The 21,560-nt window shown below is 55.2% G+C and carries 17 protein-coding genes and 3 pseudogenes; 9 read left to right on the top strand and 11 right to left on the bottom strand.

The genetic code is table 11. The features are described 5' to 3' along the window. Positions 1–6: 6 nt before the first annotated feature. Together TLL_RS07565 and TLL_RS07560 are read right to left on the bottom strand one after the other, a co-directional pair. Positions 7–369: a single-stranded DNA-binding protein gene (locus TLL_RS07565; protein ID WP_011057330.1), complete on the bottom strand. Its 363-nt coding sequence runs from the start codon at positions 367–369 to the stop codon at positions 7–9. 94 nt (positions 370–463) lie between these two features. After that, positions 464–1,636: an RNA-guided endonuclease InsQ/TnpB family protein gene (locus tag TLL_RS07560; protein WP_011057329.1), complete on the bottom strand. Its 1,173-nt coding sequence runs from the start codon at positions 1,634–1,636 to the stop codon at positions 464–466. Positions 1,637–1,904: 268 nt separating this feature from the next. Between TLL_RS07560 and TLL_RS07555 the strand changes: the two genes are divergently transcribed. The 3 genes and pseudogenes from TLL_RS07555 to TLL_RS07545 form a co-directional block, all read left to right on the top strand. Next, the gene (locus tag TLL_RS07555; RefSeq protein ID WP_011057328.1) at positions 1,905–2,549 is read left to right on the top strand and encodes an FHA domain-containing protein; all 645 of its coding nucleotides are present in this window, start codon (positions 1,905–1,907) and stop codon (positions 2,547–2,549) included. Positions 2,550–2,591: 42 nt separating this feature from the next. After that, a complete protein-coding gene (locus TLL_RS07550) occupies positions 2,592–3,659 on the top strand; it encodes an FHA domain-containing protein (RefSeq protein WP_011057327.1) in 1,068 nt (355 codons plus the stop codon). 72 nt (positions 3,660–3,731) lie between these two features. Beyond that, a pseudogene (locus tag TLL_RS07545) lies at positions 3,732–4,718 on the top strand (IS481-like element ISTel1 family transposase); the annotation flags it as partial. Between the two features lie 412 nt (positions 4,719–5,130). Here TLL_RS07545 and TLL_RS07540 read toward each other — a convergent pair. Genes TLL_RS07540 through TLL_RS07530 form a run of 3 tightly spaced genes read right to left on the bottom strand, consistent with a single transcriptional unit; the run spans position 5,131 to position 7,139 of the window. Beyond that, a complete protein-coding gene (locus TLL_RS07540) occupies positions 5,131–6,273 on the bottom strand; it encodes a DUF4335 domain-containing protein (RefSeq protein WP_011057325.1) in 1,143 nt (380 codons plus the stop codon). After that, the gene (locus tag TLL_RS07535) at positions 6,270–6,875 is read right to left on the bottom strand and encodes a DUF3038 domain-containing protein (RefSeq protein WP_011057324.1); all 606 of its coding nucleotides are present in this window, start codon (positions 6,873–6,875) and stop codon (positions 6,270–6,272) included. Before TLL_RS07535 ends, TLL_RS07540 begins: the two co-directional genes overlap by 4 nt. A 9-nt stretch (positions 6,876–6,884) precedes the next feature. Beyond that, positions 6,885–7,139: a DUF751 family protein gene (locus tag TLL_RS07530; protein WP_011057323.1), complete on the bottom strand. Its 255-nt coding sequence runs from the start codon at positions 7,137–7,139 to the stop codon at positions 6,885–6,887. Between the two features lie 490 nt (positions 7,140–7,629). Here TLL_RS07530 and TLL_RS07525 point away from each other — a divergent pair. The 6 genes and pseudogenes from TLL_RS07525 to TLL_RS07505 form a co-directional block, all read left to right on the top strand. Further along, a pseudogene (locus TLL_RS07525) lies at positions 7,630–8,199 on the top strand (site-specific DNA-methyltransferase); the annotation flags it as partial. Between the two features lie 10 nt (positions 8,200–8,209). After that, positions 8,210–9,367, top strand: coding sequence for a site-specific DNA-methyltransferase (locus TLL_RS12765; protein WP_011057322.1), 1,158 nt, complete (start codon positions 8,210–8,212; stop codon positions 9,365–9,367). Between the two features lie 10 nt (positions 9,368–9,377). Next, on the top strand, positions 9,378–10,112 hold the full coding sequence (locus tag TLL_RS12760; protein WP_197524101.1) for a hypothetical protein: 735 nt from the start codon (positions 9,378–9,380) through the stop codon (positions 10,110–10,112). A 2-nt stretch (positions 10,113–10,114) separates the two neighbouring features. Beyond that, on the top strand, positions 10,115–13,546 hold the full coding sequence (locus TLL_RS07515; protein ID WP_011057320.1) for a DEAD/DEAH box helicase family protein: 3,432 nt from the start codon (positions 10,115–10,117) through the stop codon (positions 13,544–13,546). 58 nt (positions 13,547–13,604) lie between these two features. Continuing rightward, positions 13,605–13,913 (top strand): annotated as a pseudogene (locus TLL_RS13545) (type III restriction endonuclease subunit R); the annotation flags it as partial. Between the two features lie 101 nt (positions 13,914–14,014). Then, the gene (locus tag TLL_RS07505) at positions 14,015–14,584 is read left to right on the top strand and encodes a winged helix-turn-helix domain-containing protein (protein WP_164920884.1); all 570 of its coding nucleotides are present in this window, start codon (positions 14,015–14,017) and stop codon (positions 14,582–14,584) included. Positions 14,585–14,744: 160 nt separating this feature from the next. Here the strand turns inward: TLL_RS07505 and TLL_RS07500 are convergent, their stop codons facing one another. The 6 genes from TLL_RS07500 to TLL_RS07475 all read right to left on the bottom strand — a co-directional run bounded on the left by TLL_RS07500 (position 14,745) and on the right by TLL_RS07475 (position 21,549). Further along, a complete protein-coding gene (locus tag TLL_RS07500) occupies positions 14,745–15,542 on the bottom strand; it encodes a hypothetical protein (RefSeq protein WP_164920883.1) in 798 nt (265 codons plus the stop codon). A 122-nt stretch (positions 15,543–15,664) separates the two neighbouring features. Then, entirely contained in the window at positions 15,665–16,747 is a 1,083-nt protein-coding gene (psbA, locus tag TLL_RS07495; protein ID WP_011057317.1) for a photosystem II q(b) protein, read from the bottom strand. A gap of 183 nt (positions 16,748–16,930) precedes the next feature. Then, positions 16,931–18,193, bottom strand: a complete 1,263-nt coding sequence (locus TLL_RS07490) for a chloride channel protein (protein ID WP_011057316.1) — start codon at positions 18,191–18,193, stop codon at positions 16,931–16,933. Between the two features lie 10 nt (positions 18,194–18,203). Beyond that, complete coding sequence (locus TLL_RS07485) at positions 18,204–19,745, bottom strand: GldG family protein (RefSeq protein WP_011057315.1); 1,542 nt, start codon at positions 19,743–19,745, stop codon at positions 18,204–18,206. Positions 19,746–19,757: 12 nt separating this feature from the next. Next, entirely contained in the window at positions 19,758–20,561 is an 804-nt protein-coding gene (locus tag TLL_RS07480) for an ABC transporter permease (protein WP_164921168.1), read from the bottom strand. 16 nt (positions 20,562–20,577) lie between these two features. Then, positions 20,578–21,549, bottom strand: a complete 972-nt coding sequence (locus TLL_RS07475) for an ABC transporter ATP-binding protein (protein ID WP_011057313.1) — start codon at positions 21,547–21,549, stop codon at positions 20,578–20,580. Positions 21,550–21,560 lie beyond the last annotated feature (11 nt).

Below are 21,560 nucleotides of genomic sequence, written 5' to 3'. Positions count from 1 at the left end.
TGATTCCTAGATTTCTGGGACATAGCCGGCTGGCACAGCATTGGGGTCGGTGTCCCGCTTGGAACTTAGGATGTCCATGCGCTCAACCAAGATGATCGGTGAGGAGCGATCGACACCCGTATTGCGGTCTTGCCAGCGATCGAACTTGAGACTGCCCTTAATGCCTAAGAGCGTGCCTTTGCGCACATAATCAGCAGCTACCTGAGCCGTTTTGCCCCAAATTTCCAAGTTAAACCAATCGGGTTGATCATCCTTGCTCGGGCGATTCACTGCCAACGTCAGCCGACACTTCACACTCCCCGACTCAAAATAGCGCACCTCCGGATCACCACCCACACGACCGACCAGATGAACCACGTTTAGACCCATAGCTGACTGCCTCAGATTGCTCTTTGCCTCATTATTGCAAACTTCAGCTTTCTCTTGACATCCTCCCCCCGCTAAAGCAGGGAGACTCCCAAAATCACTTTTGGGACTTTCTGCTTCTTCGCAGTTGCCCTCCAGACGTATGTCTATCAGGTCTTACACCCGCTCCACAGACTGTAACCGTGTGTCCCACGGCCAAAATATTCCGAGCGGCATTTATATCCCGATCATGGTGCGCCCCACACTTAGGACAGTCCCATTCTCGGACGCTCAATGGCAACCGCTCAACAATGTGACCACACTGTCCACAGCGTTTAGAACTGGGAAACCATCGGTCAATCTTCACCAGTGTCCGACCATACCACTGGGCCTTGTATTCCAATTGCCGTACCAGTTCGCCCCATCCAGCATCACTGATGGATCGGGCAAGCTGACGGTTCTTGACCATATTCTTCACAGCCAACGACTCGATTATGATCGTTTGGTTTTCACGTATCAATCGAGTCGTCAACTGGTGCAAATGGTCTTTTCTGGCATCAGAGATTTTCTGGTGAATCTTGGCAACTTTCAACCGCGCCTTATGCCAATTGCGAGAGCCTTTTTGTTTGCGACTCAAAGACCGCTGCGCCTTACGGAGTCGTTTGTAGTAGCGGTTAAAGTGCTTGGGGTTGGCAATCTTTTCCCCTGTACTCAGGGTAATGAGACTGCTAATCCCTACGTCCAAACCAACCGCCTGGTTGACGGGCTGCAGTTTCAAATCTCTGGGGTCATCAAACCTCAGACTGATGTACCACTGTCCAGCAGGGTTAAGCCTGATGGTCACCGTGGATGGTTCAACACCATCTGGAAGCCGTCTCGACCAGCGAATATTCAGCGGTTCGTTGCACTTTGCCAAGAATACTTTTCCGTCTTTCCACCTAAAAGCAGACTTGGTGAATTCTGCGCTACCGCCATTGCGTTTCTTTTTGAAGTTGGGATATTTTGCCCGACCTGCAAAAAAGTTAGTGAAAGCAGATTGCAGATGTCTCAATGCCTGCTGCAAGGGGACAGAGCTAACCTCATTCAAAAACTGAAGGTCATCTTGCTTCTTCCACTGAGTAAGCAAGGCAGAGGTTTGAACGTAGTCAAGTCTCTCTTTTCGTTCATACCAGGCTTCTGTTCTGGCTGCCAGTGCTCGGTTATAAACCAACCGAACACAGCCCAATGTTCTCCGAAGCAGGGATTCCTGCTCGGTCGTTGGGTAGAAGCGGTAACTGAAAGCCTTTTCCACGCCTATATTATATTTGTTATTTTGTAAGTAGCACAACTATACTCGGCAGTCATAGACTGCCGCTCTTATCCCTCCCCTCCCTAAAGGAGGGGTCTCTCGGAGGTAAAGATGAACAGCCGTTTGGCAATGAACCCGTATAGAATTGGGGTGGAAAAGCTAACCTAAATATAGCGAAAGCTAGCTTTTTTAGCTTTACCCTGGAAAATAGAGCATAAACCATGGGAATCTTAGGTTGGTTGGATGGGTCGTGGAATAGGGCATCATACCTATGATTATCTGTTCCGAGTGTTTCCATCCCAATCGTGTTGGTGCTGTTCAATGTGAAGCGTGCTTTTCGCCCATGCCCAGTATGACTTCGTGTCCAAATTGTGGTGCCCCAGTTCAACCAGAGGCTAATTTTTGTGGCCAATGCGGTTTCAATTTGCGTCGCGTTGCCGTCAGCCCGCCGCCAATGCCAGAGGTGAGGCACCACACAGCCAGTGCTGCACCAACAGTGGGAGCCGTTGCCCACCAAGGCCGCCTGCTAACGCTATCCCCGCCGCCGCCACCCCCGGCTCATGTCTTCTCCGTTGAGGTTGCCACCATTGAAGCCAAGCTGATTCATGTGCAAACTCGCACAGAACTGCCAATTCCCACGGGGCGTCCCGTTATTCATATTGGTAAGCCCAACGATCGTATTCCCCCCGATATTGATGTGGCGGGCTTTCCCAACTCAGAAATTGTCTCCCGTATCCACGCGGATCTGCGCATTGAGGGGAATGACCACTATATTGAAGATGTGGGAAGTGCCAATGGAACTTACATTAACAATACTCCCCTATATCCGGGCAATCGTCACCGCCTGCAATCGGGCGATCGCATTGCATTGGGCAAGGGAGATTTAGTCACTTTTATCTATGAACGTATCTCCTAGTTCTTTAGAGTATATTCAGGTAGGAAGAGGCGGTTAGACAACGTGATTACATTGACATTGCTCCATCCGGTTCAAGCCACCCCCGTCCAAAGCTGGACCTTTGAGAATGAAAATGTCATCCGCATTGGCCGAGCAGTTGATAATCATGTCGTGCTCTATAGCGCGGTAGTGTCGCGTCACCATGTGGAGCTCCGTCGTCATGGCTTGCAATGGGAAGTGGTCAACCTTGGCACTAACGGCACCTATTTGGATGGCAAACGCATTCAGCAGGCAACCTTGACAGATGGTGGCATCCTGCGCTTGGCACGCTCTGGCCCCAATATTCAAATTCGCCTCGGTTCTGATCAGCGTCCTACCACTCCCAGTGCCCGCATGGAAACGGTGCCTGAAGGTCGCTTGGTCGATGTTGAGAAGGGCACCTATGCAGGGGAAGAAGAAGCCATTGGTACAGCGGTCAACCCCCCATCCCAGGCCGAAGAAAGCACTCCCGCCTCTAGTAGTAGCAGTGTCACTGCCCAAGAGGAGGAAGAGGCTGAGTTTGCAGTGACAGGTCAACTGCCGGTTCATTTACTCAGCGAGTGGCGTGCTCCCCCCGATTGCCAGCACAACCATGCCCAAGAGAACGATGTTTTTTGCATTGATTGCGGTGTGCCGCTGCGGGTCTGGAAAACCCTCGGTAACTACCAGATTATTCGTGCCCTTGGTCAAAGCAACATTTATTTGGGGTGGCGCAGTGGCTTGACGGCTGTGATTAGGGGACATAGTCTTGCTGCCTCACGGGATGAAATCCGTGCCTTTCAGCGCCAAGCGCAGCAATTGTGCAAAATCCAACATCCCGTCTTACCCCAATTTTGGGAAGCCTTTCAGTGCGGCAGCGATTCCTATTTGGTTTCGGAAATGATCTATGGCCAATCCCTAAAGCAGCGGGTTCAGGAACAAGGGTCAATGAACATGATTGAGGTCAGTCGTTGGCTCATTCCTGTGTGTGAGTTGCTTGAAGTGCTGCACCAGCAAGACCCCCCTGTGTTGCATTTACATATTCGTCCCTCCAATCTCATTCATCCCTACGTGTCAGGTCCCGCATCATTATATTCCCAGAAGTCGTGCTAAACTCTTCGAAGCGTACCGGCTCCTTGAGTGCTTGTTCCAAGGTCGGAAAGCGTTCAACGATGGAGTATCACCATGCCACGTATTCATGCCAACGCCCGAACGACACCCCGAATTCGCCGTGAAATCCAACAAGCACCGGCTTCGATCAGTCATCGCGAGCTTGCCAGACGTTACGGGATCCACCGGCACACGGTAGCGAAATGGCGTAAGCGCGCAACCGTTGAAGACAAAAGCACCCGCCCGCACCGCCTGCAAACGACGCTTACGGAAGCGCAAGAGCTTGTGATCGTTGAGGTGCGTAAGCTCCTTTTGCTGCCTCTTGATGACCTTCTCGTTCTTGCCCGGACGTTCCTCAACCCCAATCTGAGCCGCTCAGCGCTGGATCGCTGCCTGCGTCGCCACGGAGTCTCGAACCTCAGGATACTGCAAAAGGAACGCGAAAGCCTCGAAGGCAGTCCCAAAAGCACCACGCGGCAGTTCAAAGCGTACGCACCTGGGTTCATCCACATCGACGTCAAATACCTGCCACAAATGCCGGATGAGGAGCAGCGCCGCTACCTCTTTGTCGCGATTGATCGGGCAACGCGCTGGGTCTATTTGGCAATCCACGAGGAGAAGAGCGCAGAATCGGCAACGCGCTTTCTTGCAAATGTCCTTGCCAACGCTCCTTTCGTGGTGCGTACGGTGCTGACTGATAACGGCAAGGAGTTTACCGACCGTTTCTCCTCCGCAGGCGAACGCCAACCCACGGGACACCATCCGTTTGATCAGCTCTGTCGTGAAAAGCGCATCACCCATCGGCTCATCCAACCCCGCCATCCGCAAACCAACGGGATGGTGGAACGCTTCAACGGCCGCATTGCGGAGATTCTGCGCGCTGAACGCTTTGTCTCGGCAGCCGACTTGCAAGAGACGCTCACGCGATACCTTTGGGCGTACAATCACCGCATTCCCCAACGCGTTTTGGGCCACATGACTCCCATTGAGAAACTGCGATGGTGGCAAACTGAGCGACCAGACCTCTTCGTTTCAAGGGTAGATAATGTCACGGGTCTTGACACCTACGTCAAACGGGAAACCACAGAACTCGTGCTCGTGGGCTGGGGCAAAGCATCTGTCTTAACCTCTGCATCTGGAACGTTTATTGGTACTGTGGGCTATTCGGCGCCAGAACAGCAGGAGGGAAAACCCGAACCGGCTTCAGATCTGTTTGCCTTGGGAGCAACAATGGTGTACTTACTCACGGGCTATGAACCGGAGACCTATTTCCGCTGGGGTCTGCGCGAGTATCGTCTCTATGCCGAGGACATTCCCCATTTGCATCCGCTGATGGTGGATTTGATTAACTGCTTGACCCACCCCGATCCTCGGGAGCGCTATCCCAATGCCGCCGAAGTCAAGAGGCGCTTGCAGGAAATTGCAACTATTACGCCTACTACGCCCCCAGTCTCTTCAAGTGCTTCATAGTACATCAATTTTCAGCAAACACTTGCACGCTTCCAGAGGGCATCAAGACTAACCGCAACAAAATCGGGCGATCGCCCCCAAAGGGACTGGCTAGAGGACTTTGCTGTAGAGGTATTGGGGTGCGATCAATAAAACGAACCGCTGCACCATTAAGGGGCAGTGCTTGGGCAAGGGTGCCATCGGGATTGAGGACAATGCGGTACTCCAGACTCGTGTCTAGGCTGGCGGGCGGGCGCCAACGGTCTTGAAAATAGGTTTGCACCTCCCGCAGGGTAGTTGCAGGGATGGGAGTTGTTTCAGCTGGGGGAAGGATCATTGGGGCAGGTTCAATATCAGCAGGCGCGCGCTTAGGGGGAGCTTGCACCACCACGTTATTTTGATCAGGATTTTGATCAGGGAGCTGAGGGGGAGGTGCCTCTTGAACAACAGGGGGTGGGGGTGGCGCGGGCGCGATCGCTGGCGGTGGCATTTCTGGGGGTGAAGGCAGCGGCACAAGCGTAGAAGTTTCAGGGGGAGCGGGCGGCGGGCTAGGTAGGGGAGCAAGTTGTGGGGTTTCCGCAGGGGCTGGCAACGGTGATGGCATTGCCAGGGGGGGCAGGTTGGGTTCCTCACGGGTCGCTGAAGTGACCGCCATCGGAGCTGGGGCTATTTGCCAGCGTTGGGTGACCAGGGTCAAGGCAGCAACCACGGCCAGGGCCACCGCTGCACTTTTGGCCCAGATTGGAATCTGAGCAAAGGTGGATTGGGCCTGCTCCACCAGTTCTGGCAAGGGCTCCATGACGGCAGACCAGTTGTCCAGAACGGTTACCAAGTCGTATAGTTCTGTCAGCTGCAGAGGAATCACCCGCCCATCGGGTAGATGGAGTTCATGTTCGAGGAGCGATCGCGATCGCAGGACAACACCCGCTGCGGTCACTTCTGTCGGTGTTTGGTGATGCCTCAGGAAAGCCTCAATATACTCGTTGACGAGTGTTTTTAGTTGATAGAGCTGGCGATCGTTGCCCTCAACCCTGAGTTTTTCTGCCACAGACAGCGTAAAGTGGAGCGATCGCACCGGTGCCCGGCGCAGCTTCTGACTAAAGGGAAAAAATTCAGCAGCAACATCCAGTTGGCAGGTGGGCTGAGAATAGCTGAGGGTAGTACTCATGAGACATCGGAATGGGGAAACAACGTAGGCAGTTCAGGGGCTGGTGCAGCTACTGGTTCAGGTTCCACCAACAACAGAGAAGGGGGCGCAGGAGTAGTGCGCTCTAGCAGCGTGATCCAAAGGCGGCGTGCCCCTTGGGGCGTACTGTAAAAGAGCAAATCCACGAGTAAGTCTAAGGCCAGTTGGGCCAATTCTGTACCATCGCTGCTGTCATGAGCCATGCGGTCTTGATACAAACGGGTGAAGCGGTCAATATAATCGCCAAGCACTGGATCTAAGTGGGGGGGGCGACCTTCACTGGTCTGCTGTTGCCAGGATTCAATGGCGGTGCGGATGGTTGGCTGGTGCTGCTGGGCTAAGCGGGTGCAGATCAAGGCTAAGGCACGGGCTTCGTCCACATCTAGTTTGCGTCGCCCATTGCGACCCCGCCGCAGGGGACTCGATTGCCGCAGTCGCCATAGCCCCACACGATCAGGCAAGTAGGCCTCAAACCCCATGGTTTCTGCCAATGCCAGGACCTCTGCTGAACCCACATGGGCCAAGGCCTCAAGACTCAGCAAAATCAGGTCAATTTGTGCCTTGATGGGCAGGGAGGGGGCCATTGTGCCACCTTATGCAGCGGTTAAACCCAACATTGCTCGTAACGTCAGGGCCACAAATGTGAGGAGGCCCACGATGAGGCCAATAAGGGCGATCGCGCTCAGCGGACGCTTAAAAAGAGGCACCAATGGCTCAACAAAATTCCATACTACGCCCAATAGAACTGTAACAAAATATCGTTGATAGCGCAGGACATTTTCCCAAAAGCCATCCATGGATTGATGCTCCTCACTTGGTGACGCCAGCGGGCTTGAAATTGCTTTCATGATACTACTCCAGCAGAGACTCTGAGCAGATTATGAAGCAAAAGTTTTGAAAGACAGTTTAAGAGGCTAGAAAGAAGGGAAGAAATGTCGTATTTTTTCCTTAGTAATAGGCAAGCAACCAACTCAAAAATACTATGCCAAAAGGAGCCATATGCCCGCATTGCGGGCAACACACCTTTCATGACAATGGCAGCATTAGTCAGTGCAGCAGTTGTCAGACCGTTGGGTGGCCTTGGAGCAAGGCAATTTCAGACGTTGGCAAAGGACGCGGAAAGACTTGTCCAAACTGTGAAAAACTCACCCTTCATGACGTTGGTCAACTCTCAACCGGTCAAACCATTCGTCGCTGTGCGACATGTAACTACAGTCTCATTGAACCTGCCTAACCATTCATTCCAGCCAACCCCACTTCGCGGCGATTCTTGGCTTAGATTCAAAGGCTTAGCCGCCCGCTGGTGAATAGGATGACACTGCTGACAGGAAGGACTTAATGGCACGAAGGAAGAAGACAGAGACCCACTCGACCAAGCGCCCGATTGAATCCTACGAGCATCGGGACAAGGAACGCCTCAACAACCCGCCCGTTGGGCTGGTGACACCGGACACCGACCCGGACGCCGGCCAGAAGAAAAAGACCTACGCCTACGACCCCCACCTCGACCCGCAACTGGTCTGGGCGGGCAAGGCCGAGCACACCTCCTTCGAGGTGCCGACCGTCTCGCTGCACGTGCACGAGCGCATCGACCCGCGCACCATCACCGAGGCAGTGCGCAAGAAGAGCGCCGCGCAGGCTCCGGTGCAGCTAGGGCTGTTCGAGGAGCAGCGCCAGGAACCCCTGCGGGAGGCGATCGACTTCTACCGGCACAAGCACGGCTGGAGCAACCGCCTGATCGCCGGCGACTCACTCCTGGTGATGAACTCGCTCCTGGAAAAAGAGGGCCTGGCGGGCAAGGTGCAGATGATCTACATAGACCCGCCCTACGGCATCAAGTACGGCTCGAACTTCCAGCCGTTCGTGAACAAGCGCGACGTGGGAGACAGCAAGGATTTAACAAGAGAGGTAATTGGATATGAGTAACGGCGTTAGCTGGGGTCCCGACAATCCACATCCCCTCTCCCGCATGAAGACCGAGCTGGTCTGGGAGGGCAAGTACGACGAGTACGGCAACCGCCGCCCCGTTAAGCTCCCCACGTTGCCGCTGCCCCTCCAGCGCATCGAGACGATTGATGAACCGCGCGATCGCGAGAAAGCGCAGCAACTGAGCATCTTCAATGAAGCGGCCTTTCACCAACAAGCCCACCGCGACGACTTCCGCAACATGCTCATCTGGGGCGATAACAAACTGGTGATGGCCGCCCTGCTGGAGCAGTTCCGCGGCAAGATTGACCTCATCTACATTGACCCGCCCTTCGACGTGGGCGCCGACTTTACCATGCAGGTGCAGATCGGTGAGGAAGGCGAGGCGGTGCAGAAGGAGCAGTCCATCCTGGAAGCCGTGGCCTACCGCGACACCTGGGGCAAGGGCACCGATTCCTACCTGCACATGATGTACGAGCGCCTGACCCTGATGCGCGAGTTGCTTAGCGAGCGGGGAAGCATTTATGTGCATTGCGATTGGAGGATGAATGCATTTCTTCGCCAAGTACTAGACGACATATTCGGAAGAGATCGGTTTCTTAACCATATCATTTGGGCATACAAAACTGGCGGTATTCCGGAAAACGTGGGTTTCTCCAAGAAGCACGACGACATACTCATATATACAAAAAGCGATACGCCGGTTTTCAATCAACTTCTGCAAAAGTCATACGTACCTACTTTGCCAGAACCTACCACTATATCTGGAAAACAGTTAGGCGTCCAACGCGACGAAGTCTGTGAACTTTGTGGCGTGGGCCGGCCAGGCCAAAAGTATCGTAACGTAATTATGCGCGACGTTTGGGACGACATTCAATCGATCTTTCGCAATGATCAACAAACAACCGGTTTCGACACCCAAAAACCCGAAGCCTTATTAGAGCGCATCATCAAAGCTTCCTCCAACGAAGGCGACCTAGTGGCCGATTTCTTCTGCGGCAGCGGCACCACGCTGGCAGTGGCGGAGAAACTGGGGCGGCGCTGGATCGGGGTGGACCTGGGGCGCTATGCCATCCATACCACGCGCAAGCGCCTGATTCAGGTGCAGCGCGAACTGCACGCCGCGGACCAACCTTACCGCTCTATTTGATGTCTATAACTTGGGGCGCTACGAGCGGCAGTGGTGGCAACTGGATCGACTCAAGGGCGCCGACGGTGAGCATCGCCGCATCGTGTTGCAGTTCTACAAGGCGGCGCCTCTTGAAAACCCGCCTCATCGACTGCTGCATGGCAAGAAAGGCCCCGCCTATGTGCACGTGGATCAAATCGACAGCATCTTCACCTACGACGAACTGCGCGACGTGGCTAAGGCCGTGCGTCAGGTTGGCGGGCACGAGGTCCACTGCCTGGCGTGGGAATTCGAGATGGAACTCAGCCGCAAAAAAGAGGCGCTGGTAGCCGAGACCGGCGTGAACATCCGCCTGAAGTACATCCCACGTGAGATCATGGAGTCCAACCGCAAAGAGGTGCAGTTCTTTGAGGCCGGCGCGCTGGAAGCCCGCGCCATCGTCAAGGATGACAAGGTGGATGTGGAACTGGTGCGCTTCACCCCGGCCTTAGCCGAGGTACCCGAGAAGGAGCTGGCCGCCCTGCACGAACGAGCGATCAAGTCGCCTTTTGATTTCATCGACTTCTGGGCGGTGGACTTTGACTACTCGCCCGACAAGCCCTTCGAGCACCACTGGCAGGACTTCCGCACCCGCAAAGACCGCTCGCTGAAGACGCACAGCGATCTGGGCTGGAAGTACGAGGCGCCTGGCAAACATCAGATTGCGGTCAAGGTGATTGATGTCTTTGGCGTGGATACCACGGCGGTGCTGGACGTGGAGGTGTAATTATGCCATTTGAGATTACACAGCAGAATGCCTCGGCCCTGCAGCCGCTCTTCAAGCCCTGGGAAGAGCCGACGAGGCACCGCCTGCCCAACCCGCAATCGGGGCAGCCGGCCATCATCGCGCCGGGGCGGCGTCCCAGCAAGGTGCCGCTGGTGCGCGCCATCCGCGCCGAGGTGGACGCCTGGCGGCGCGGCGGTTATGCCGGCGTCAGTGAGACCTCCCACACGCTGCTGCATCACTGGTTCGAGAGCGAGCACCTGGTCAAAAACGAAGCCGGCGACCTGATTCCCTTCCGTTACCACTGGGCGCAGCGGGAAGCCATCGAGACCTTCATCTACCTCTACGAACTGCGCCGCGTGCGCAACGTGGCCGAACTGCTCTTTGAGTTCGGCGATCAACAACTCGCCGATCTGGCTTTTGGGATTCCGCCGGAGCAGGATCGCTGGGCCAGGTACTGCGCCAAGATCGCCACCGGCGCCGGCAAGACCAAGATCATGAGCCTGGCCATCGTCTGGAGCTACTTCCACAGCCTCTACGAGCCGAACTCCGACCTGGCCCGGCATTTCGTCGTCATCGCGCCCAACCTGACCGTCTACGAGCGCCTGAAAGACGACTTTGAAAACTGCGCCATCTTTTATGCCGACCCGCTCATCCCGGAAGAATGGCGGCCCGACTTTCAGATGCAGGTCGTGCTACAGGATGAACCCGGCGGCGCGACGACGACCGGCGCGCTCTACCTGACCAACATCCACCGACTCTATCCCAGCCGCGATAACGGCGGCGAAGCGTCTGAGGAAGAGGTGTCCGCCATTTTCGGGCCGCCGGTGGTGCGCGGCCGGGCGCTGGATACGGGGGAAAGCCTGCGGGCACGCATCACCGCCCATCCACGCCTGATGGTGCTCAACGACGAAGCCCACCATCTGCACGATCCCGACCTGGCCTGGAACCGCGCCATTGATGCCCTGCACGAAGAAAGCCTGCAGCGTGGGCAGCGGGGCCTGTGCCTGCAACTGGACTTTACGGCCACGCCCAAGCACAACGACGGCTCGCTCTTCCGTCATATTGTGGTGGACTTTCCCTTGGGCGAAGCGGTGGATGCTGGCATCGTCAAAGTGCCCGTGCTGGGCGAATCGGATGAACTGGTCGTGCGCGGTGACAAGAAGACGCCGGCCCACGAACGCTACGGAATGCACCTGCAATTAGGCTACCAGCGCTATGCCAGGACCTATGAAGAGTTGGGCAGAGTGCGCAAACCTGTGCTCTTTGTGATGACGGAGGACGCCCAGGCTGCCAACGAGGTCGCCGATTATCTGGATAGCGATGCTTTCCCCCTGCTCAAAGGGCGCGTGCTCAACATTCACACCCGCCTGAAAGGCCGCATCAAGACGGTGACCCGCGGCGGCAGAACCTATCAGGAGTTCGTGGAAAACGAAACGGCCATGAAGGCGGACGACCTGCGTGCGCTGCGCGAGATGTCGCGGGAACTGGATAGCCCCGATAGCAAATTCCGCTGCGTGGTTTCGGTGATGATGTTGCGCGAGGGCTGGGATGTGCGCAACGTGACCACCATCGTGCCCCTGCGCCCTTACTCGGCCAGATCCGGCATTTTACCGGAACAGACGCTGGGGCGCGGTCTGCGCCGCATGTTCCCCCTGGGTGAGATGCCGGAGATCGTTACCGTGATCGAGCATCCTGCCTTCCGCAGACTTTACGAGGATGAACTGGCACAGGAGGGGCTGGATATCGCCCTCTTGCCGGTTCGGGAGGTCTTCAAACAGACGGTCACGATTTTTGTGGATCACGAGCACAAGCCGGTGGCCGATTTGGATATTGAGATTCCGCAGGTATCCGATGCCGTCGAGACCACTAGTGAATTACAGGGGCTGACTTTTGAAGAAATACGTGCGGCATTCCAAAGCAAGTTCAAACCTTTGCCTATTGGGCGCAAAAAGGAAGGAGCCATCGAATACAAAGAGCGTCATCTGTTTACCGACGAGATCGTGGCCACGATGAAGCTGGATGCCGGGCTGTTGAACAACGCCTGGTCGGCGCCGTCCTACTTTGCCCAGATGTTGGGCCGCGCCTGCCGCATCAGCAACCCACATCAGGTTCTGGCCCCGCTGGTCGAGCGTTTCATCGCCGAGGTGCTGTTCGAGCGCCCGGTGGACCTGTATAGCGGCGAAGTGGACCACCGCATGCGTGACATGGACGTGATGGAACACATCCGCGCCACCTTTACGCCGCTAATTCTGGAAAAGACTGTGCGCCAGAAAAAGCGTCAGCGCATCAGCCGTGGACAGCGGCTCTCGACCTGGAAACCCTACCAGGCGACCAGCACGGCCCAGCGCCCTGCTCTGCCAGCAGAACGCACGCTGTTCAACCTGGTACCCTGCGATAATGACCTTGAACAGGCGTTTACGGACTTCCTGGAAACGGCCCAAGATGTCGTCGCGTTCGCAAAAAACGCCGGTCCCCAGAAGCTGATGCTGGACTATCTGAAACCGGATGGCCAGCGCGCCTTCTACGTCCCCGACTTTTTCGTGCGCACGGCCGGCGGCGATCATTATCTTGTGGAATTGAAAGGTCGCCAGGATGAACTGGTGCCGCTCAAAGCCAGTGCCGCGGTGGAATGGTGCAAGACCGCCTCTGGCAAAGAGGCGCGCTGGCATTACCTCTATGTGCCCTATCACCTTTTCCAGCAGGGGGCTGCCACTACCATTGCAGAGCTGGCGCGTGCTTGCGAGCCATCTTTGAAGGCCCTGCTGGACGAGTGGAAAACAAAGCAGTTGGCATTGCCCCTGGAAGAGGCCACGACTCAGTCGGCATCCGAAGCCTTGTTTCAGCGCGTCCTGCAAGAAGCTGGTATTGCGCAACCTCCGGCAGAAATCGCCGACCTGATGCGTCAGGCTGTGATCCTCTTGGATCACGCGGTGCGCTCACGGTATCCGACATATGCTCACGCCTTCCAACCGCTTCTGGGCCCACTGGATGAATTCGCCTTGCACATTCTGGAAAAGTTCCTGAAGCCCGCCATCCCTGCGAACAAAGAGGCTTCCATACTCTTTTTCAGCCCAGACCTGAACCACCTAGCCCAACGTGAACAGGCCCTGCTGGAGAGGAACCAGCGCTATCTGCGCGATAACCTGGTCTTTGGCCGCTCTATCCAACGTCTGGGGACGCTGCTCTTTTGCCTGCATTACGCCCATCAAGGCGGGATGGGCGCCGATGGGATATGGAAAGCAGTCTCGGATACCTTTTCCTCTCCAGGATTCCGGGACCTCTATGAGTTGCTGGAGCGTGTCAATGAATTCCGGAACACACGAGTAGCCCATGTTGAGACCCCGTTGAACGACGCTGACGAGGCGCGGGGTGCGATGACGACATGGTTGCAGGCGCTGGTGCAGCTCCACGAGCTGGCTACCTCTCCTTTATAACTCCTGAGCACATCCCGGGAGCATGCCGAGGCCCCAGTAAGACCCTGCCGTGCCGATGGAGATGGTAGAACTACTCCGGCAGACGGTGGACACAGTGGGCAAGGTGCAGCAGCCGAGCGAAAAGATTCAACACGCCCTCTCTATGGGGATGCTCTCCTAGGGCTGGGACGCCAAGACGGTGACACACATCATGGGCTTGCGGGCCTTCACCTCACAGCTTCTGCGCGAGCAGGTGGTGGGGCGGGGATTACGACGCATGTCCTATGAGGTGAATCCGGAGACGGGACTCCTCGAGCCAGAATACGTCAACATCTTCGGCGTGCCCTTCACCTTCTTGCCCCACGAAGGCGGGGAAGACGGCCCACCTCAACGATTTGCTCAAAACGGTTGATGAGAAATATCCCGCTTACATCCGAAAAAGCAAATTGAAGCGCACGCCTCAAAACCAATAACTGCGAAGGTGACAGGATGCAGGGCAACGAAGTCAACACGGCTTTCGAAATCCTTCTCGAAGAGATCGAGCTTGTCGCTAACCAACTGAACGAAGACGGGGCACAAGCCCTCAAGGAAGGTGATTACGATACAGCGCGGCGCGCCATAGACGAAGCGACCGGCCTGGCGGAGTTCCGCGAGAAGGTCAAAGCGCTTCAAAAAGAATGGGCTTCTCTCCAGGCCAAAAAGCCACAGTGCCCGGAGAAGTCAGACAGTGCAGGCAAAAGCCGCTTGCCGCGAGGACGACGCACCCCCGAGGACGCTTTTCGTCGGCCCATTCTGGAAGCGCTCGTAGAGCTGGGCGGAACAGCCTCGGTTGGGGAAGTTCTGGACCTTGTTGGGAAGAAAATGCACGGCAAGCTGACGAAAGACGACTTTGAGCCGTTGCCATCAGATCCCCGTTCCATTCGTTGGCGCAACACAGCCCAATGGTGCCGCAATACTTTGGTTCGCGAAGGCCTGATGAAGCAGGATTCTCGGCGCGGGACCTGGGAGATCTCGGACTTGGGACGGAGAGCATTGAAGGATGAAGGTCCGGAGTTGTGAGCTGTTCGACCTCCTTAAAGAACACGAGCTGTAGTGCAGATGTTATGAGAGCCGGTTGTCTCCTCTGTCAAGCATGGGTAGCAAATGATGCGGTTGATGAAGTGATTTGCAACTATTGTGCCGCTAATGTTTCATTCTTTATTGGAATAGCTATATCATCCTAATTTGATGAAGGTTTAGGGAGCTGACCTTTGGCAACCAATAGCTCCCATGCCCGCAAAACAGCCACCAAATCAGAGGCAAGGCGGTATTCATTGGCTTCAGCGAAGCGCACCGTTGCGGTGGGGGTAGAAACAAAATTAATCGGCACCGATCGCTCTAGGGGCGTGGGGACAAAATCAAAGCTATTGAAGCGGTTAAACCGGCGATCGCTCAACAATTGATTAAACTGGCTCACTTGAGCAGGTGTAACTGTGCGCAGGGTGCGGCTGAGAGTTTGCCCGCGAGTACCGGTGGTTTCCTGCACTATCCGACCATCGTTGTAGAGCAGTGTCGTTGTTGTTGAAGGTGGACGATTGCCAGAGGCATCACTTTGCCGAATAACGCGAAAACTCACGCCCTCAGGAAGGGGGGGCGGCAACTCCTTTGGACTCAAACGCTGGGGTCGCTGAATGAGGGTGCCAATCATTTGACTACCAGCGGCATCCCAAAGAATGAGGGAACCACTTTGATTGGCGCGATAGACCCACTGCTGCGGGTAAGGGGCATTGGGATTGGTCAGGGTAATTTCCCAACCGGGCGTCAAGCGCTCAGCACAATCAACCCGCAATCCCCCCAAGCCCAAACAGCCATCGGACCAAACTTTGGGCTGAACTTGAACCACGCTAATTTGCTCGGGTTCCTCACCAAACTGCTCGGCAGCGATCGCGATCGCCCGCCGAATCATCTCTGGGGCTGGTGTTGCTGCTTGAACCCCAAGGGGCACTGCGACTGCTAAGAGGGATATCCAACCATTCATTAACATTCGTTAACTTCATTAACTAATAACGTCTCTAGCCTTTGACCATCCTAAAAAAAAGACCGCCCCTAATAAAGAGGCGGTTCCTTTAACTAAAAGGCTAGTTAGACTTGCTCCGGAAACTAGCCGTTGATGCTGGGAGCAATCATGGCCACAGGAGCAGACTCAGCGCTGGCCAAGTCGAGGGGGAAGTTGTGAGCATTGCGCTCGTGCATCACTTCCATACCCAAGTTGGCACGGTTGATGATGTCCGCCCAGGTGTTGATCACGTTACCTTGCGCATCCACAACAGAGTGGTTGAAGTTGAAACCGTTGAGGTTGAAGGCCATGGTGCTGATACCCAGGGCAGTAAACCAGATGCCGATCACAGGCCAAGCAGCCAAGAAGAAGTGCAGCGCACGGCTGTTGTTGAAGCTGGCGTATTGGAAGATCAACCGGCCAAAGTAACCGTGGGCAGCCACGATGTTGTAGGTTTCTTCCTCTTGACCAAATTTGTAACCGTAGTTGGCAGATTCGGTTTCGGTGGTTTCACGGATCAAGCTGGAGGTCACCAGAGAACCGTGCATGGCGGAGAACAGCGCACCACCAAAGACACCGGCTACCCCCAGTTGGTGGAAGGGGTGCATGAGGATATTGTGCTCCGCTTGGAACACAAGCATGAAGTTGAAGGTACCAGAGATACCGAGGGGCATCCCGTCAGAGAAGCTGCCTTGACCAATGGGGTAGATCAAGAACACAGCGGTAGCAGCAGCCACAGGAGCGGAGTAGGCCACGCAGATCCAAGGCCGCATACCGAGGCGGTAGCTGAGTTCCCACTCACGACCCATGTAGCAGAAAACACCGATCAAGAAGTGGAAGATGATCAGTTGGTAGGGGCCACCGTTGTAGAGCCACTCATCGAGGGAAGCAGCTTCCCAAATGGGGTAGAAGTGCAAGCCAATGGCGTTGCTAGAGGGGACAACTGCACCCGTGATGATGTTGTTGCCATAGAGCAAAGAGCCAGAAACAGGCTCACGGATACCATCGATGTCCACAGGGGGAGCAGCGATGAAAGCAATCACGAAGCAGATGGTAGCAGCGAGCAGAGTGGGGATCATCAACACGCCGAACCAGCCCACATAGAGACGGTTGTTGGTGCTGGTGACCCAGCTGCAAAATTGCTCCCACAGGTTCAGTTGCTCGCGACGTTGTAAAACAGTCGTCATAGTGATAAGTCCTGTTGAACAATATGAATGAATGTTACAAACCGTTCACAACTCCAGTTGAGTGCCTGGAAGACTTCAGGCGCACCCGCTGGTGTTTTGCAACGGAATGTAACCCTATATTAATCAATCCTTGCGGAAAATGTAAAGGGTTGTGTCTGAATTTTATATTGTGTTAATGATTTCTCAGGGATCAGGGGTGTCCTCCCGCGATCGCTGGCTGGGGATCCAACCAATAGGCAAGGTCAATAGATAACTGGTTAGCGTCGCGATCGTCATCAGGGGAAGCATTGCCGTATGGGAAATCACCGTCAGAATGATCGCCAGGCCCAAAGGCGTTTTGGTCACCACCACCGTTACTGCCGCCATCATCCCAGCCAAGGCCACACTCAAGGGGGTATTCGGGAGTGCTTGGTGCACAGCCATGCCCACACAGGCACCTACAAAAAATAGGGGAAAGACCACTCCCCCACGGAACCCGCCCCGCAGACAGAGACTCAGGGCAAGGAGTTTAAAGAAGGCGACCCTCAGCAAAATGCCAATGCTGTAGCGGTTGACCACTTCGATGACTTGTTCAATTTGGCGCTCACCGTAGAACAGTGTGATCGGGTGAATCAGGGCAATTACGCCAATCAGAAAACCCACCACCACGATTAAGAGGAGAGGATATTGCCGATAGGGGGTCAGCCAGCGTTGAATCTGCCGATCTAAAAAGACAAAGAGCGTTCCCACGGCAGCGCCAATGAAGCCGAGTAACACTGCAAAGCCAATATCCTGAGGACGCAGGCTATCGTAGGTGGGGAAGCGGTAAATGGCGCCAATGGTTGTGCCTGTGATCACGCGAAAAAGGGTAAACCCAGCGGCAGCAGAAATCAAAGCTGGAATGATTGCCTCATAAAACTCAACACTACGGCGATGGGGAATTTCCAAAACGAACAGCGTTGCGCCAAGGGGCGACTCAAAAAACACGCTCATGCCCGCTGCCATCCCACAGAGGGTGAGAATGCGGGTGCTAGCGGGGGATAGATTCAAACGAGCTGCCAACCAAGTGCCTAAGCCACCATTGATGTCAATCATTGGACTTTCAGGGCCAGCACTACTGCCAAAGAGCAAGGATAGGCCAGAAGCCAGTGCCATACCGGGTAGAAAGCGATAACTTAACCGACCCCCATGGTGTAACTCTGCGATCGCATCCGCGAGTTCCCCCTTTGCCCCAAAGAATTTGACCGATAAACCCACCAGCAAGCCGCCAAAAGCCGTAACCAGCGGAATGTAAGGATAGAGGTGCTCCCAAGTGGCAATGCTCACTTGGCTAGGATCAGTCCCCCACAACAGGGCAAATCCTAGCTTGAGACCCAGATAAAAAGCCGTGGTCACACAGCCGCTGAGAAGACCAATGATTAGGGCATACAGGAGCAAACGGGGATAGGGGCAGGAGGCTCTTGCCATAGCCAAAGCGTTAGCGTCGCCGCCACCAGACCAAGAGGGCAGAACCAAAACCAATAAGGGGCAAGAGAAACACGCTGAACATCTCTAGCCAACGACTGGTGGTGACATTGAGTTGAAGGCGGCGATTCGTGGTTTGGCGAGGACGAATCGAGAGGGCCTTTTGGTCGCGATCGCCCAACCAAAGCAGGGAATTGACAAAAAGATCACTATTAATCCCTTGATAGGCCATCACGCCATCGGTAGCAAACTCCGAATCTCCAAAGACCACTAGGCGGGCCTCCTTCGGGGGATGATCACTCAACTGACGGGTAATAGCCACAGCAATGGGCAGCGGGCCTTTGGTATCTACGCCTTCGGTGAATTCAAGGTTGCCCGACCGCCAATCGGTTTCTGCCCAAGTTTGCGGGCCCGCAAGGGCAATTTCAACAATGTTATCGTCCTTTACAGGATCAATGCGAATGGCTTGCGCTCGGGGAAAGAGACTGGGACCTTGGGCAAAGCGCTGAGTAATGGGGTGATTGCCATAGGTAGTGACAATAATCGTGTCGGGCCCCAGTCCCACCTGCTGACCCACACCAGAGCCATCAATGACCCAGCGATTATCGAGGGTGAGTCCCCAGTTTTTCAGTAAATCCTCAAGACCTGCGTTGACATCCACATCCAGCATTAGCAAAAGGCTACCGCCACGATTGAGGTACTCCTTGAGCAAATCCTCCTCAAGACGCAAAAAAGGCTGCCGGGGGCCAGCGACAACAATCACATTGGCATCCTCGGGAATTCTCCCCTTCTCCAGCAAATTCAGGGGCAGGAGTTTCACATCCCGCTGTTCGAGGAGTTTGGCCACTTCACTGAGGCTGGCGGCCCCACCAATGAGGGGGAGTTCATTGTGTCCTGTGGTGAAATAGGCGCGGATCGTGCGATCGCTGGTGACGCGAATCAAGGCAGGGGTGAGATTGCTTTCGGAAAGCTCTTCATCAATGCGCTGGGTTTTCTCACCGGCGACAACAATCACTTGCCCCATTTGAGTCACGTTGTACTTTTTGGCAAGGGCGGGTTGCGCCTGGGGGTCAATGAACTGAAAGGAAAACCGGCTATTCGCCTGACGGCGGTACTGTTCCAACAGCAGGCGATCGCGACTGCTGGCATTGGCATCAAACACCAAGACCTGCACCGGCTGATCCAGATGTTGCAGAACATCACGGGTTTCTGCCGCTAGGGTAAAGGCACGGTTTTCGGTGAGATCAATTTCAACGCTGTAGCGATCGGCCAGAAAGTTAATGATGCCCAATAGGGCGATCACCGCAATCACCGTCAGGATGGCATTGGTACTTGTTTGGGTGGAACGCCGTCCCCAAAACCCTGTGGAGACGCGACTTTGCTGGATCAGCCATAGCAGTAGGGCACTCCCCCCTAAGGCTAAAAGACCCAAGGGCAGCCAATTCCAGCGGTTGGTGACGATGCCGGCACTCAAGCCAGCGATGATGAACAGTGGCGCCGCCCACAGCAATACCGTGGTCAATCGTTCAGGTGAGCCTAGGGCAAAGCGTTTCATGACCTGTACCCCCTAATTGCGCTGGTAACGAAAGGCATCAATGGACTGGGCTGTGAGGAAAATGCCTAGGAAAACGTAACTGCCAAAGACAATAAGGCTACTGGTGCGGAACATTCCCCGGCTCAGGTTGGTAAAGTGCTCTAGGGGTGACAGGTAGGTGAGGATATCACTGAGATTGCCGCCAGTATTTTTAGCCAAGACATCCAGCACCCAAAGGATCAGCAACACAGCAAACCCCAAAATGGCTGCCAAGATCGTGCTATCGGTCAAGGAGGAGAGAAACATCCCAAGGGAGAGAACCGCCGCCGCCAAGAGAATCAATCCGCCATTGCCCGCGAGAATGAGCCAAGGGGAGAGGGGGGGCGTACTCTGCTGGAGTGCCACAAATTGATAGACAACCACGGGCAGCAGAAGCGTGCTATAGAAGGTGAGCACTGCTAGGAGCTTACCCGTTGCCACACACCAGTTGGTAATTGGTGAGGTGGCCAGCAGTTCAAGGGTGCCGCGTTTACGCTCTTCGGTGTAGAGTCCCATGGAGAGCATCGGTAAAATGACTTGGGAAATGGAACCTAGGAGTCCAAGAAAGCTTTCGAGAATCAGCTTGGGAACGTCAACGGCTGGGCTCGGCGCTCCAAACTGCTGTTGTAGCAAATCCTGCTGAGCCACTTGGCTAATAATCGTCGTCATCACAACGAGGAAAAACAGGCCGCTGAGGAGCCAGAACACCCCGGCAATCACATAGTAAAAGGGGGTACTCAAGTAACTCTGGAGTTCACGGCGGTAGATGGCCAAAATGTTGGCAAGGAGCACCCGCAGCCCGTGGCGGGCAACGCTAAGCATGGGCTTCTTCGGTGGTGTCACTGGGTTCTGCGGTGGGTTCATCGGTCGTTAGCTTCAAGAACACCTCCTCTAGGTTGGCACGGGAGCGGCGCATTTCAAAGAGTTGCACCCCATTTTGGACCAGGAGACTGGCGAGATCGGCACCGATTTCAGAAGGGCTGCTTACCTGAAGCTGCTGTCGCCCTTGGCGAGGGCTATTTCCCCATGTGATTTGTTGCAGATCAGGCAACTGTTGGAGTAGGGATTCAAGATGGGGGCGATCGCCCACCAATTCAAGATCATAGGTGTAGCTACTGCTGAGGCGTTGCAGCAGTTCATCCAGTTGGCCAATGCCGGCCACTTCGCCTTTGTGAATAATCACGGCGCGATCGCAGGTCATGCTCACTTCCGCCAAAATATGGGTGGAAAGAATCACTGTATGCTGTCCCGCCAAGTTTTTGATCAGGTTGCGCACCTCAATAATTTGACGCGGATCCAGGCCCACTGTGGGTTCATCCAGGATGATGGCTGGCGGATCGTGCACGATGGCTTGGGCAATGCCGACCCGCTGCCGGTAGCCCTTCGAGAGCTTGCGAATAATCGTCCGTTGCTGATCCCAGAGGCCACAGCTTTTGAGGGCATATTCCACCCGCTGGGGGCGATCGCCCGCACTGACGCCCTTGATGCGGGCTACAAAGTGCAAATAGCCCGCCACCGTCATTTCCGTATAGAGGGGGGGATTTTCTGGCAGATAGCCAATGCGCTGCCGCACCGCCATCGGATCCGTGTGGACTTCATAGCCCGCAATGGAGGCGGTGCCACTCGTTGCTGGTAGATACCCCGCCAAAATCCGCATTGTGGTGGTTTTACCGGCGCCATTGGGGCCAAGGAGACCGAGAATCTCACCACTGGTGGCTGAAAAGCTGACATCCCGTAGGGCTGTGGTTGTACCGTAAACCTTGGTCAGGTGTTCGACCTGAATCATGGCGTTTCCTC

The organism is Thermosynechococcus vestitus BP-1 (assembly GCF_000011345.1).
Lineage (GTDB): Bacteria > Cyanobacteriota > Cyanobacteriia > Thermosynechococcales > Thermosynechococcaceae > Thermosynechococcus > Thermosynechococcus vestitus.
The sequence above is the reverse complement of the archived record's forward strand: the minus strand, read 5'-3'. Positions and strand labels throughout refer to the sequence as shown.

What these genes read in the sequence shown, in the direction of transcription:
- TLL_RS07565 (WP_011057330.1), bottom strand. Translation starts at nt 369, where the DNA reads ATGGGTCTAAACGTGGTTCATCTGGTCGGTCGTGTGGGTGGTGATCCG.
- TLL_RS07555 (WP_011057328.1), top strand. Translation starts at nt 1,905, where the DNA reads ATGATTATCTGTTCCGAGTGTTTCCATCCCAATCGTGTTGGTGCTGTT.
- TLL_RS07540 (WP_011057325.1), bottom strand. Translation starts at nt 6,273, where the DNA reads ATGAGTACTACCCTCAGCTATTCTCAGCCCACCTGCCAACTGGATGTT.
- TLL_RS07535 (WP_011057324.1), bottom strand. Translation starts at nt 6,875, where the DNA reads ATGGCCCCCTCCCTGCCCATCAAGGCACAAATTGACCTGATTTTGCTG.
- TLL_RS07530 (WP_011057323.1), bottom strand. Translation starts at nt 7,139, where the DNA reads ATGAAAGCAATTTCAAGCCCGCTGGCGTCACCAAGTGAGGAGCATCAA.
- TLL_RS12765 (WP_011057322.1), top strand. Translation starts at nt 8,210, where the DNA reads ATGAGTAACGGCGTTAGCTGGGGTCCCGACAATCCACATCCCCTCTCC.
- TLL_RS07515 (WP_011057320.1), top strand. Translation starts at nt 10,115, where the DNA reads ATGCCATTTGAGATTACACAGCAGAATGCCTCGGCCCTGCAGCCGCTC.
- TLL_RS07505 (WP_164920884.1), top strand. Translation starts at nt 14,015, where the DNA reads ATGCAGGGCAACGAAGTCAACACGGCTTTCGAAATCCTTCTCGAAGAG.
- TLL_RS07500 (WP_164920883.1), bottom strand. Translation starts at nt 15,542, where the DNA reads ATGAATGGTTGGATATCCCTCTTAGCAGTCGCAGTGCCCCTTGGGGTT.
- psbA (WP_011057317.1), bottom strand. Translation starts at nt 16,747, where the DNA reads ATGACGACTGTTTTACAACGTCGCGAGCAACTGAACCTGTGGGAGCAA.
- TLL_RS07490 (WP_011057316.1), bottom strand. Translation starts at nt 18,193, where the DNA reads ATGGCAAGAGCCTCCTGCCCCTATCCCCGTTTGCTCCTGTATGCCCTA.
- TLL_RS07485 (WP_011057315.1), bottom strand. Translation starts at nt 19,745, where the DNA reads ATGAAACGCTTTGCCCTAGGCTCACCTGAACGATTGACCACGGTATTG.
- TLL_RS07475 (WP_011057313.1), bottom strand. Translation starts at nt 21,549, where the DNA reads ATGATTCAGGTCGAACACCTGACCAAGGTTTACGGTACAACCACAGCC.